The sequence below is a fragment of the Desulfococcus sp. genome (genome assembly GCF_041737845.1).
Classification (GTDB): domain Bacteria; phylum Desulfobacterota; class Desulfobacteria; order Desulfobacterales; family Desulfococcaceae; genus Desulfococcus.
This window is the reverse complement of record NZ_JBGSQX010000164.1, coordinates 1-13,267: the sequence shown is the minus strand read 5'-3', so window position 1 is coordinate 13,267 and position 13,267 is coordinate 1. Positions and strand designations below refer to the sequence as shown.

Here is a 13,267-nt window from a genome sequence, read left to right as displayed (position 1 = left end):
CCGGCGCCCGGCGCCATGGCCGCACGCCAGGCCTCCCGCGTCTCGTTGGCGTCCGCAGGCCGGATCACGGTGACCCCCGGAATGGCCCTGAGGCTCATGAGGTGCTCCACCGGCTGGTGGGTCGGCCCGTCCTCCCCGACTGCGACGCTGTCGTGGGTGAAGACATAGGTCACCGGGATCTTCATAAGGGCTGCGAGCCGGATGGCGGCCCGCATGTAGTCGGCGAAGACCAGGAAGGTACCGCCGTAGGGCCGGATGCCGCCGTGGAGGGCCAGACCCGACAGGATCGCCCCCATGGCATGTTCGCGGACCCCGAAGCGGATGTTCCTGCCGGTATAGTCCTGTTTCTGGAAGTCCGCGGCGCCGGCGATGAGGGTCTTGTTGGACGGGGCCAGGTCGGCCGATCCCCCCATGAGCTCGGGGATTTTCGCCGCGAGCCCGTTGAGCACCTGCCCGGATGCCGACCGGGTTGCCACGGCGCCGCCTTCGGCCGGGAAAACGGGCAGATCGGCGTCCCATCCCTCGGGCAGGGCACCGGTGATCATCCGGTTCCACTCCGCGGCCGGCTCGGGATGGGCCTTGGCATAGGCGTTGAAGCTCTCGAGCCATTTCACCTGAAGGGCCTGGCCGGTGTCGACGCATTTCCGGAACACCTTGAGGGGGTCCTCAAGCACGCAGAAAAATTCGTCCTCGGGACTCCCCAGGTTGATCTTCGTGAGGCGGACCTCCTCTTTCCCCAGGGGCGCGCCATGGGCGTCGGCGGTGCCCTGCTTGTTGGGGCTGCCGAAGGCGATCTCGGTGCGGAGGAGGATGATGGAGGGCTTTGCGGTTTCTGCCTTGGCCGCCGTCAGGGCGTCCAGGACGGCATCGACGTCGTTGCCGTCCGCCACCCGCTGGACATGCCAGTTCATGGCCTCGAACCGGAGGGCCGTATTCTCGGTGAAGGCGAGGTCGGTGCTTCCCTCGATGGAGATCCGGTTGTCGTCGTAAATACAGATCAGTTTGCCAAGGCCTAAGTGTCCGGCCAGGGAGGCGGCCTCGTGGCTGATCCCCTCCATCAGGTCGCCGTCCCCGCACATGACGTAGGTGTGATGATCGACGATCCCTTTGCCCTCGCGGTTGAACCGGCCGGCCAGGAACCGCTCCGCCATGGCCATGCCCACGGCGTTGGCGATCCCCTGACCCAGGGGCCCGGTGGTGGTTTCCACGCCCGGCGTGTGGCCGTATTCGGGGTGCCCCGGCGTCTTGCTGCCCCACTGGCGGAAATTGCGGATGTCGTCCAGGGTCACGTCGTATCCCGTGAGGTGCAGCAGGCTGTACAGCAGCATGGAGGCGTGGCCGCCGGACAGGACAAACCGGTCCCGGTCGGGCCACAGGGGATTTTTCGGGTTGTGCTTCATCACCCGGGTCCAGAGGACGTAGGCGGCGGGGGCCAGGCCCATGGGCGCGCCGGGGTGCCCTGAATTGGCCGCCTGGATGGCGTCCATGGACAGGGTGCGGATGGTGTTGATGCACTGCCGATCGTTGATTGCCCGGCATTCCGCCAATGATTTGTTCATCTTCTCTTTTCTCCTTGGTGTTCTATTGATCGAATCCGGCCGGCAAGCCGGCGGATGGCTTCCGATGCTCTTTACAGCGCCCTCAGCCATTCGGGTTTCAGCTTGATGCTCCCGGCCAGGGCCTCGTCGATGCGGCTGAGGGTGGCGTCCCTGTCTTTGGGGAGCCTTGCCTTGATCGGCAGATAGTTGGAGGCGTGGTTGGCATGAAACAGGCCGCGCGTCAGGTGGGTGTGGGCGATCATGGTCCTGAGTTCCATGAGCATTTCCATGGGTTCGATGAGGGCGAACCGTCCGGATGCATACTCCTCGTGGAGGGGGGTTCCGGGCAGGAGCATGAGGCTCAATGCCCCCACGTACTCCGGATCGATCTCGCTCAAGACCCTTCCTGTGGCCTCGGCGTGGATCCGGGACCGCTCCCTTCCGGCGAGCCCCAGGAGCACGGTCAGGGAGAGCTTGATGCCGGCCCGCCGGATCTTTTTCCCCATCCGGATCATTTTCTCCGCGTCGGCGCCCTTTTTCACCTTTTCCAGGGTGAGGTCATCCCCCGACTCCAGCCCCATGTAGGCGATCTTGAGGCCGTGGGCCGCTAGCTCGGCCAGCTCTTCATCGGTTTTCAGGTCGATCCCCTTGCTGTTGGCGTAAAGGCCGACCCGGGTGACCCACGGGAGCTGACGTTCTATCTCCTTCAGGATGCCCAGAAGCCGACGCTGGGGGATGATCAGGGCATCCCCGTCGCAGATGAAGACGCGCCTCACATGTTCAAAATGGAGGGCGGCATAGGCGATGTCCGCCAGGATCCTTTCCTCCGGCTTGATCTTGAAGCGCAGCCCCTTGTAGGCTCCGCAGAAGGTGCATTTGTTGTGGGAGCAGCCGACCGTTGCCTGGAGCAGGATGCTGTAGGCCTCGCTGGGCGGCCGGATCACCCGGGCCGGATGTTCGTAATGCATCGATATCTCTCCGATTATACTGAAATATATTTTTTTCAAGTTCCGCGGGGGAAGGCCCACGTTTACGCAGATTATCCCGGAGTTGCAACCTTTATTTTCAAGGCGATCCGGCGCGGCCGCCGTGCGCCCGGGGACGCGGCGGACCGTCCGCCGTCATCGGGCGCCATTGAGCCGCCAGTCGTACTCCAGGAAATCGATCTTCACCCGCCGCGACCGGATCCTTTCCCTGTCGGCCGGGGCATCCCCCAGCAGGTCGGCGTATATTGCAAAAAATCCTTCCAGGGTATCGTACCCCCGGTATCCTTCCCTGAAATCGCCGCCGTACCAGTCGAAGATTCTGGACACCTCCAGGGTTCCGGACCGGGGATTGTAGCGGTTGCGGGACCGGTCCTTCAGAAACCGGATGAGATTGTCCTCGAGCTGCGCGTCGAGGCGCTCCGCCGCAAAGGCTTCGTCCCGCAGCGCCGGGCACCCGACCGACGCGCAGTTGACGGCCGCATGAATCCTCGGGTCGTCATACACGCCGGGTTTGCGGATCATGTCGTGTTCGATCCAGTCCAGATGCCGCTTCTCTTCCAGGAGATTGAAAAATTTCTTTTTCCACGGGCTGCTGAGGAGCGAGCCGAGATCCTTGATGGAGGTCAGGTCCGGATACCGGGTCAGGATGAGTTCCACGGTGAACGCATTGTAGGCGTTGATCAGAAAGGCCAGCCGGCGCTCCCTGGACCATCCGTCGAAGGTCTTGCGGGAGACGGCGGAAAGCGATTCGAGGTAGGCCGTCAGCCGGGAACGGTCTTTCTGGAAGCCGTCGTAATCCACCTGGCTTCCCCCGCCGCCGTCGATCCAGACGACGTGCTTCCCGAGAAGCTGCCGCCACTCGCCGTGGCCGTGGTCGAAGTCCCCGGCGGAGGCGGTCCCGGCCGACAACATCAGTCCTGCCATAAACCATGCAATGTTCATGATTCACCTCGCTGAAAAAGGATTCAAAATAATTCGGTGGCTGATCTTAGGTCCGGGGCAAACAGGGTGCCTGACATTTTTTTCAGGGCTTCCGGAAGAAAACGGATGACGGCGGGGATGCGACCGGCCGGGGACGGTCGTAATGGCCCGTCCTTCCCCGGCCGGAAGCGTTCAGGAGGCCATGAGCTTCCTCAACACATACGGCAGGATGCCGCCGTTTTCGAAATACTCCACTTCGATGCCCGTATTCAGCTTGGATTCCGCCTCGAACTCCTTCGCAGTGCCGTCTTTCCGGACCGCCCTGATCTTCAGGAGGCTTCTCGGCGTCATATCAGAAAGGCCGCTCACGGTATAGGTTTCCGAACCGTCGAGGCCCAACTGCCGCCACCCCTCGCCTTCCCGGAAAACCAGCGGCAGCACGCCCATGCCCACCAGATTGCTCCGGTGGATCCTCTCGAAGGACTCGGCAATGACGGCCCTGACGCCCAGTAGAACGGCGCCCTTGGCGGCCCAGTCCCGGGAGGATCCCGTTCCGTATTCCTTGCCGCCCATCACCACCAGGGGAACCTTTTCATCCCTGTATTTCATGGCGGCCTCATAGATATAGGCCTCCTCGTCCTGGGGGAACTTCCGGGTAAAGCTGCCTTCCCTCGGCGCCACAAGTTGATTTTTGATCCGGATATTCCCGAAGGTCCCCCGCATCATCACCTCGTGGTTGCCCCGGCGGGAGCCGTAGGAATTGAATTCCCCGGCGGCAACCCCTTTTTCGACGAGATACCTGCCGGCGGGGTATTCCACGGGAATGGCGCCCGCCGGTGAAATGTGGTCGGTCGTGACGGAATCCCCGAGCAGGAGGAGCGTGCGCGCCCCGTCGATGTCCGAGGGCTTCTTGACATCGAGGGCGAACCCCTCGAAATAAGGCGGGTTCTTGATATAGGTGGATTCCCCGTCCCAGTTGAAGGTGGTGCTCTCCGGGGTGTCGAGGGCGGCCCAGAACTCGTCCCCGTCATAGATTTTGGCATATTCATCCCGGTAGAACGCCTGTTTGACATGCCGCTGGATAAGAGGGTCGATCTCATTCTTCCGAGGCCAGATATCCTCGAGATAGACCGGTTCACCGTTGGGGTCGAGGCCCAGGGGCCGCCGGAGGAGGTTGACGTCGATCCGGCCCGCGATGGCGAAGGCGACCACCAGCATGGGCGAGGCGAGGAAATTGCCCTTGACGGCCTGATGGATGCGCGCCTCGAAGTTTCGGTTCCCGGACAGGACCGAGGCCACCGTCAGGTCGTATTCCCGGATCAGGCGTTCGATCTGGGGATGGAGCGGGCCGGAGTTGCCGATGCAGGTGGTGCAGCCGAATCCGGCCAGGTGGAACCCCAGGGCCTGAAGGTAAGGCATCAGCCCGGCGTCCTCGAGGTAATCCACGACCACCTTGGAGCCCGGCACGAGAGAGGTTTTCACATGGGCCGGCACCTTGAGCCCCTTTTCAACCGCCTTTTTCGCCAGCAGGCCGGCGCCCAGGAGCACATACGGATTGGAAGTGTTGGTGCAGGAGGTGATGGCCGCGATCACGATGCTGCCGTCCCCCACGCCGACCTCCTTACCATTCATGTTGATGGTGAACCGCCGCCGGCCGCTGGGCTCGCAGAAGGCCTCCCGAGCGGTGACCGACCCGGACTCGTCGAGGAACTTGGAGATGTTCCTGATGTCCGTGTCCCGCTCATGCCCGCATTTCAGGAGGTTGTCAAAATGGTTTTCCAGGTCGGTCAGCACGATCCGGTCCTGGGGACGCGACGGGCCGGCCAGGGAGGGCACGACGGTCGAAAGGTCCAGATCCAGGATATCCGTGTATTCCGGGGTCTCATCCCCAGTATAGAAAAGCCCCAAAGCCGCTGCACAGCGCTCGACGACCCGCGCCCGGTCCTCCCGGTCCGTCATCTCGAGATAGGCCACCGTCTTTTCATCCACCGGGAAAAATCCCATCGTGGCGCCGTATTCCGGGGCCATGTTGGCGATGGTGGCCCGGTCGGGCACCGTCAGGCCCTTCATCCCCGGCCCGAAAAACTCGACAAACTTCTCCACGACATTATACTGCCGGAGCATCTGGGTGACCGTCAGCACCAGGTCCGTGGCCGTCACCCCCGGCCGGAGTCCGCCGGTCATCCGGACGCCGATGACCTCGGGGATGGCCATGAAATAGGGCTGCCCCAGCATGACCGCCTCCGCCTCGATGCCGCCGACCCCCCACCCCAGGACGCCAATGCCGTTGATCATGGTGGTGTGGGAGTCGGTCCCCACCAGGGAGTCGGGGAAGGCCGTCATGACGCCGTCGTCGTCCGGCTCCGTGATGATCACCCGCCCCAGGTGCTCCAGGTTGACCTGGTGGCAGATCCCCGAATTGGGGGGCACGACCTTGAAATTGTCGAAGCTTTTCTGAGCCCATTTGAGCAGCGCGTATCGTTCGCCGTTTCTTTCATACTCCTTCGCCACGTTCTTCCTGAGGGCGTCGGCGGTGCCGTAGTAATCCACTTGAACGGAGTGGTCGACGACCAGCTCCACGGGGATGAGGGGATTGATCTTCCGGGGATCGCCGCCCATGTTCTTCACCGCATCCCTCATGGCGGCCAGGTCGACGACGGCGGGAACCCCCGTAAAATCCTGCATGAGAACCCGGGCCGGATGAAAGGGAATTTCCACCGGGGCGTCATACCGTTTCCGCCACCGGGCGATGTTCAGGAGGTCTTCCTCCGTGACCACCCGGCCGTCCAGCTTCCTGAGCAGGTTTTCCACCAGGATCCGAATTGAAAAGGGCAGCCTGCCGATATCGGCGATGCCTTTTTCCTCCAGCAGCCGGATATCCGCGATTGCATACTCCCGCCCGGCCGCCTGGACCCGCCGCAAAAACGCCTGTCTGTCAATCATTCCCCCTCCTTGATCGCTGTAGGTTGCCGTCCCTCAAATCGTTCCCGCGGGAACGAACCACGCCTCATGATCGATGCATTGGCATACTATAGTACCGCTTGAATCAAACAATCAACCCCCTTTTCCCGGAGGAAGGGCCGCGGCCGCATACCCCTTTTCACCCGCCCCCGACGGGAGGGCCGGCTCTCTTGTGGCATTCCGCCGGACGGCGATGTGCTGTGGACAGAAGGACGGTCGACGAAGATGAGGGGGAAGGGGGCTGCCCCTGCGGGCAGGGCATTCCGATCGGCGGAATGCCCCGCGACCGCCTTAGCGCACCAGGAAACTCCACATGACGCCGGCGGCGATGGCCGAGCCGATAACACCGGAGACGTTGGGCCCCATGGCGTGCATGAGAAGAAAATTGGTGGGGTCCTCCTGATGTCCGACATGCTGCACCACGCGGGCCGAATCCGGCACCGCCGATACGCCCGCGGCGCCCAGAAGCGGATTGATCTTGCTGCGCAGGAAGAGGTTCATGATTTTAGCGAAAATCACCCCGGATGCCGTGGCAACGCCGAAGGCGAGGGCGCCGAGAATAAAAATACCCACGGATCGGGGCGTCAGGAAGACGTCCGCCTGGGTGCTCGCGCCCACCGTGATGCCCAGGAGAATGGTGACCGTGTCGATGATGGCATTTCGGGCGGTAGCGGCCAGGCGCTCCGCCACCACGCACTCTTTGAGCAGGTTCCCGAAGAAGAGCATGCCCAGAAGCGGCAGGGCCGCGGGGGCCAGGAGGCAGCAGAGGAGAAAGCCCATGACGGGAAAGATAATCCTCTCTTTTTTGGATACCTCCCGCGGGTCCTCCATCTGAATGAGCCGCTCCTTCCGGGTGGTGAGCAGCTTCATGATGGGAGGCTGGATCACCGGGACCAGAGCCATGTAAGAATAGGCCGCCACCGCGATGGGGCCGATGAGATCAGGCGCCAGTTGGGCCGTCAGGAAGATGGCCGTCGGGCCGTCCGCCCCGCCGATGATGCCGATGGAGGCGGCCTCCTTGGGGTCAAACCCCAGTGCCAGGGCGCCCAGGAAGGTTAAAAAGATGCCCGTCTGGGCCGCGGCGCCCAGGAGCATGAGAACGGGGCGGGCCAGCATGGTCGAAAAATCGGTCATGGCCCCGATCCCCAGGAAGATGAGGGGCGGATAAATCCCCAGGGTGACGCCCATGTACAGGTAGTGAAGGACGCTGTTGTCCTCGTAGATGGCAAGGCCCAGCCCCTGGAAGACCGGAATATTCCCGACAAGGATGCCGAAGCCGATGGGCACCAGCAGCAACGGTTCGTAATTCTTGGCAATGCCTAAGTAAATGAAAATGAGCCCGATGCCGATCATGATCACATACCGGTAGTCGAGCATATAATACCCTGTATTTTGTATGAATTGTGACAACAAATCTAACATCTGTTCCATGGATGATGCTTCCGCTCCTTTTTCCGGCCTGAGGTTGACATGCGCCCCTGTCTCATCAAGAATTCATATTCCGGCGTTCCTGTTCCAGCGGTAATACCCCTCGCCGTCCGGGACAACGAACTGAGACAGGATGAGTTCGTTGAGGGTTGAATGGGGATGGGATATGCCGCAGCGCACGGCGGCTTCAAGGAGTCTGGGAAGCGCGAACGGTTCCGGCATGCGGTCCGCCAGCATCCTGTAATTTCTGGCAGATTCCTGAATGTTCCCGGGCAGGGCGATCAAGGTCTCTTCCGCCGTCGGCTTTTCGCCGCGTTGTCTGCGGAACGTTGCGTAGAATTGATCGCGGTTTTCCCAAAAGGTCAGCAGCTTGTGGAGTTGGGAGATCATCAGGGCGAGGACGCTGAGCCCCGTGAATACAATGGAAACCCCTACCGCGGCAATCGACCAGCCGTTCGCGGCGGAGATCGCATCAAGGCCTGTCAAGGGATACCTCCTTTACCTGTTTATCCGCAAAAATAGCGGATATATGTCTTCAGATCAAGAAAATAGGCCGAATTTTATGGCAATCGGCAAAAATCAGCCGTATTTTACACCATCGTCTTCGGAATTGGATCAAGCCATATTTCCGCGATAGCGATCACGCCCCCTCACCGCCCGTCGGACTCCGCCTCATCTTCCGACGGACGGACGGGTTCGGCGAAGAAAAACATCCTCTGGGTGATCACGTCGTTCAGCCGTCGCATGATCACCTCGCCCGCGCGTGCGCTGCCCCGGATGAGTTCGTTGAATGGGTCCCCGGAGACGATGAGGACCTCTCCGTCCGTCAACGCGACGGTCGTCCCCCGATAGTTGAAGGGTTCGAGCATGGTGGACATGCCGATCACATCCCCCTTCTCGTGGAGGGTGAATGCCTTTCCATCCTTGAAAAAGATCATGAAGCTGCCGGAAAGGATAACGTAGAAGTTCTGGGCCGAATCCCCCATGCGCATCAGGACCTCGCCCTCCTTCACCCGCATGGGCTTCAACAGGGCTGCGAGCGCATCCAGGTCTTGATTTCCGAGCCCCTCGAAAAGATCGATGGTCTCCAGAAGTTTCACGTCCACCGCCATACAATTTCCTTTCTCGTTTGAAATCGACCACGCACCGATGAAGATAAATTCCAGCCCCCTCCCTCCTGCGGATGAATCCGCTTACGGGAAACCGGTGCACGCATGAGTTCTGCCATTTCAGAAGCTATGATGGAGGAAGGCGAGAAAAATCGGAAAAATGATTTTTTCCCCGCCTCCCTATCATCATAAGATCATATAGTAAAGCGTATTGACGCATCCGGAGAGAAGTTTTTCCAAATGGCTGCGGCCAAACATCGGCTCATGTTCATACATTTTCTTTGGGTTTCATAGAATTATGATTAATTTAGTTTCAAACGAAACCACACACCGGCGGAACCATCAGGAGCCGTAAGGGGCGCACCATGAGCCTGGATAAAAATGTCATAGAAGACCAAAACGTGCTGGAAATCACCTACCGGTGGTATGAGCCCTATCATATTTCGGGATGCATCTTTTTTACGGTTTGGAGCGTGCTGAGCATGATTCTGTTTCACGAAGAGCTTGTGAGGCTTGTTTCCGGGGGGCTGACGGTTGCGAAAAGCGTCGCGGCGATGACCCTGTTCGGGTCATTGTGGGTGATTCCGACCTACTGGATGCTTTTGTTGACCGTGAATCGCACCGTCATCCAACTCACCCGACAAGAGATGCGGGTGCGGCACGGGCCCTTTCCCAGCCTCGCCAAAAATGAGCGCTTCCCCACCAGCGACCTCAGGAGCATCTGGCTTGAAAATGCGGATGCGGAGGAAGGGGAAGGCGCAACGGATATCATCGCGGTTCTGAGAACGGGCGAGGAGCGGAAGGTGATCAAGAACGTCAAAAATACCGAGGATTCGGAAATGATCCGCGACCGGATCAATGCATGGCTGAAAAGGGCGTCCAATTCGTCCCGCTGCAGCCAGAAACCGATACCGCCGTCCAAACCCATGGTCAACGACGCGACATGAGCCCCCGGACCCGGCAATCGACGACGGATACTGCCGGGAACTACCTCTTTCGTTCGATGATATAGCGTGCAATAGCCCGGAGCGGATCGGCCCCGCCGTCGAACCCGGCAATTGCATGCAGGGCTTCCTCGACGAGTCTGAGTGAAAACCGACGGGAGCCCTCCAGGCCCAGGAGGGCGGGGTAGGTGCTCTTTTTTCGATCCCTGTCGGTGCCGGCGGCCTTCCCCATCACCCCGGGGTCCCCTTCCACATTCAGGATGTCATCCGCAACCTGGAAGGCCAGGCCGATTCGCCCGGCATATTGCGTCAAGTCCTCGATGCGGGCCGGGTCCGCGCCGCCGGAGATCGCCCCGGCCGCCACCGACGCCCGGATCAGGGCGCCGGTTTTCAGGGAATGCATTTCCGCGAGGGACGCCGCATCCAGCGCCGCCCCTTCGGCGGCCATATCCCGCATCTGCCCCTCGATCATGCCCTGATATCCCGCGGCGGCGGCGATTTCATGGATGATGCGCATCCGCCTTGCCGGATCTCCCCCTGCCGGATCCCCCTCCTTTGCGAGAATCTCGAAGGCCATCGTCAGGAGGGCGTCCCCCGCAAGCAGGGCCGTCGCCTCATCAAACTGGATGTGGCTGGTTGGCCGCCCCCGCCTGAGATCGTCGTCGTCCATCGCCGGGAGATCGTCGTGGATGAGGGAGTAGGTATGGATCATCTCCAGCGCGCAGGCCGGCACGAGGGCGGCGTCCGGGTCGCCGCCGACGGCCTCGGCTGCCGCCAGGCAGAGGATGGGCCTCAGCCGCTTCCCTCCGGCCGTCAGCGAATACCGCATGGCCTGGACGATTCGGGACGGGCTGTCGGTCTCCCCGCACCACTGGTCGAGGGCCGTGTTGATGCTCCGGCGCTTTTCAGCGAGATAATGCTTCAAATCAAACATGGCCGCAGCGCCGCCCCGCTCTCGTTGGCGCCTCCGTGATCTCCCCGAACGCGGACGCCGTCCTTCCCGCGCAGTCCCGCAGGACCGCGATGGCCGCGGCGACATCTTCGGCCTCGACGGCGCCGACCTCCACCTTCCCGCCGATGCCGTTGGGGAGGGTAATCATCAGGTCGCCTCCCAGATGCTCCCGGAACTGGGCCAGCCCGGCCAGGATCTCCAGGGATCCGTCCGGGGCCCGCCGGTGAAGCCGCTCCTCCCACACCGGCAGGCCGCAGGCCTGCAGCCCGTAAACGATCCGGATGAAATCCGCCTCTGCCATCAATCCCTGACGGACCGCGATATAGGCATCCAAGGCAATGCCCACGGCGACGGCCTGACCGTGGCCCATCGTGAAGCCGGACATGCTCTCCAGCTTGTGGGCGGCCCAATGCCCGAAGTCCAGGGGTCTGGCCGATCCAAATTCGAAGGGGTCTCCGGTATTGCGGATATGGTCCAGATGGAGGATGGCGCACCGCCGGACGGCCTCTTCCATCACCGCCCCGTCCCGGGCTCTGAGCGCCGCCGCGGCGTCGACCAGAAACTCAAAAAACGCGGCATCCTTGATGATGGCCACCTTGAAGGCCTCGGAAATGCCCCCGATCCATTGTTCAAAGGTGAGGGTCGTGAGAAACGCGGCATCGTTCAGCACCGCAAAGGGCGGTGCGAAGGTGCCGATATAATTCTTCTGGCCCTGATCATTGATGCCGTTCTTGACGCCGATGCCGGCATCGTTCTGGGCCAGCGTCGTCGTCGGCACCCGGAGCAGCCTCAGCCCGCGATGGACCAAGGCCGCCGCAAATCCGACCATGTCCAGCACGGCGCCGCCCCCTACGGCAACGATGTAGCTTTGCCGGTCCAGGCGGTGCCGGTTGATCGCGCCGATGATATCATGGACATGCTCCCAGCCGTTTTTCGCGGATTCCCCGCCGGGGACAACGGCCGGGTCGGCCGCAAGGCGCATGTCCGCCGAACGGCTCTCGAAATATTCCCGCATGCGAAATGTCAGGTTTTCATGGGCGGCCGCGACGCCCGAATCCACAAAGATCATGAAGCGATGGCGCCGCCGCTCGTGGAGACGCGCCGCTGCCAGGGCCAGCGCCGGGTTGTCGGGAGAGAAAAGATCCGTTGTAAAATAGACCGGATATTCAAAGGGCACTGAAAATGACTGGACATAGGGGATCAAGTGTTTCACGGGGCTCTCCATATGCTTCTCGGAACGATCGAGAATCCAAAAACCCTTTCCTTAGACGGGAATCCCGTCAATGCTCAAACCGGCATCCTGAAAAATCGGTGTAAGATAGGCCAGGCCCTCCCGGCCCGCAAGCGCCGGCATGTCTACGTACGGATAGAGTTCCAGGCAGATATCGCCTTCGTATCCCAGCCGCTTCATGGCCTTGAAAACCGATATGAAAGGGATCGCCCCGCGCCCGGGAACCAGATGCTGGTGTACGCGGGTGTCGGCGATATCCTCGATATGCACGTGGCCGATCCACCGGAACAGCTCTTCGAAGGCCGCCGCGGGGTCTTCCCCCACGCAGTAGAAATGGCCGATGTCGAAATTGAGGCCGAGGTTGGGGGAATGCATCTCTTTCATGAATGACTTGAACTGGGCGGTGTTTTCGATCAGCAGGTCGGGCTCCGGCTCAATAAGGACCGTAACGCCCGATGCCTCGGCCTCGGGCAGGACCCGATCCAGGCCCTCCCGAAAAAGGCGTACCGCTTCTCGGGGGTCCATGCCGTCCAGGGGTCCGCCCGGGGGGACGGAAATGCATCCGCATCCCAGCCGGCTGGCGACCTTCAGGCAATCGAGGGTGTGGCGGACGCGAATCTCCCGCCGCGACGCGTCCGCTTCGATCCAGGACGGCAGATAGGTGTCTCCCACGGCAAAGAGCGTGAAGCAGTTGAGGTTGGTGGCCTTGAGGCCGCATTTCTCAAGCGCACTCCCAACCCCTGCCAGGTCGTCGTCCGTGAAGTCGGGCGGGTAGAGGTGCGGCTTGTCGCACATGATCTCGATGCCCTTGAATCCCAGGCGGGCGACGTTTTCAATGGTGTCGGCGAGGGAATGCTTGACGAACGCGTTGCTGCTGTAGGCGAGGACCATATTCTTCCTTTCTCGGGCAATTCTTCCAAATAAAAAAAGCCAAGAGAATGGACTCGGACTGCTTGAGATCCATCACTTGGCTCGGGCGCTTGGCTCAGATATCGAAAAAATGGTGCCGAAGGCCGGATTTGAACCGGCACGGGCGTAGCCCACTACCCCCTCAAGATAGCGTGTCTACCAAATTCCACCACTTCGGCACAGGGAAAGATCATTGTCATTCAATCTTTTTGGATCATTTCGGAGCGCTGCCGGCAGCCGGGTCCGTCGACTGGGGCGCAGGCTGCGGTTCGGCCGAGGGGGCGCTGC

General features: G+C 61.3%; 11 protein-coding genes and 1 tRNA gene. 1 reads left to right on the top strand and 11 read right to left on the bottom strand.

Going from position 1 to position 13,267, the window contains the following annotated elements; genetic code table 11:
• The 7 genes from tkt to ACEW8N_RS20505 form a co-directional block, all read right to left on the bottom strand.
• On the bottom strand, positions 1-1,559 hold a 1,559-nt coding region (tkt, locus tag ACEW8N_RS20535), incomplete at its 3' end, for a transketolase (protein WP_373501738.1).
• A gap of 71 nt (positions 1,560-1,630) precedes the next feature.
• The gene (locus ACEW8N_RS20530; RefSeq protein WP_373501737.1) at positions 1,631-2,506 is read right to left on the bottom strand and encodes a radical SAM protein; all 876 of its coding nucleotides are present in this window, start codon (positions 2,504-2,506) and stop codon (positions 1,631-1,633) included.
• A 153-nt stretch (positions 2,507-2,659) separates the two neighbouring features.
• Positions 2,660-3,466 carry a DUF547 domain-containing protein gene (locus ACEW8N_RS20525; RefSeq protein ID WP_373501736.1) on the bottom strand — a complete coding sequence of 269 codons (807 nt, stop codon included), beginning with the start codon at positions 3,464-3,466 and terminating at the stop codon, positions 2,660-2,662.
• 171 nt (positions 3,467-3,637) lie between these two features.
• Entirely contained in the window at positions 3,638-6,388 is a 2,751-nt protein-coding gene (gene acnA / locus ACEW8N_RS20520) for an aconitate hydratase AcnA (RefSeq protein WP_373501735.1), read from the bottom strand.
• Positions 6,389-6,697: 309 nt separating this feature from the next.
• Positions 6,698-7,837, bottom strand: coding sequence for a sodium ion-translocating decarboxylase subunit beta (locus tag ACEW8N_RS20515; protein ID WP_373501734.1), 1,140 nt, complete (start codon positions 7,835-7,837; stop codon positions 6,698-6,700).
• 63 nt (positions 7,838-7,900) lie between these two features.
• Positions 7,901-8,320: a hypothetical protein gene (locus ACEW8N_RS20510; RefSeq protein ID WP_373501733.1), complete on the bottom strand. Its 420-nt coding sequence runs from the start codon at positions 8,318-8,320 to the stop codon at positions 7,901-7,903.
• A 164-nt stretch (positions 8,321-8,484) separates the two neighbouring features.
• The gene (locus ACEW8N_RS20505; RefSeq protein ID WP_373501732.1) at positions 8,485-8,946 is read right to left on the bottom strand and encodes a Crp/Fnr family transcriptional regulator; all 462 of its coding nucleotides are present in this window, start codon (positions 8,944-8,946) and stop codon (positions 8,485-8,487) included.
• Positions 8,947-9,308: 362 nt separating this feature from the next.
• Between ACEW8N_RS20505 and ACEW8N_RS20500 the strand changes: the two genes are divergently transcribed.
• Complete coding sequence (locus ACEW8N_RS20500; protein ID WP_373501731.1) at positions 9,309-9,890, top strand: hypothetical protein; 582 nt, start codon at positions 9,309-9,311, stop codon at positions 9,888-9,890.
• A gap of 40 nt (positions 9,891-9,930) precedes the next feature.
• On the opposite strand, the gene ACEW8N_RS20495 is transcribed toward ACEW8N_RS20500, so the two are convergent.
• The 4 genes from ACEW8N_RS20495 to ACEW8N_RS20480 form a co-directional block, all read right to left on the bottom strand.
• Positions 9,931-10,821 (bottom strand): polyprenyl synthetase family protein, encoded by an 891-nt coding sequence (locus ACEW8N_RS20495; RefSeq protein ID WP_373501730.1) that lies wholly within the window; start codon positions 10,819-10,821, stop codon positions 9,931-9,933.
• A complete protein-coding gene (locus tag ACEW8N_RS20490) occupies positions 10,814-12,052 on the bottom strand; it encodes a 3-dehydroquinate synthase (protein ID WP_373501729.1) in 1,239 nt (412 codons plus the stop codon). The genes ACEW8N_RS20495 and ACEW8N_RS20490 overlap by 8 nt, the downstream gene beginning before the upstream one ends.
• A gap of 51 nt (positions 12,053-12,103) precedes the next feature.
• Positions 12,104-12,961 (bottom strand): sugar phosphate isomerase/epimerase family protein, encoded by an 858-nt coding sequence (locus ACEW8N_RS20485; RefSeq protein ID WP_373501728.1) that lies wholly within the window; start codon positions 12,959-12,961, stop codon positions 12,104-12,106.
• A 110-nt stretch (positions 12,962-13,071) separates the two neighbouring features.
• Positions 13,072-13,158, bottom strand: a tRNA-Leu gene (locus ACEW8N_RS20480).
• Positions 13,159-13,267 lie beyond the last annotated feature (109 nt).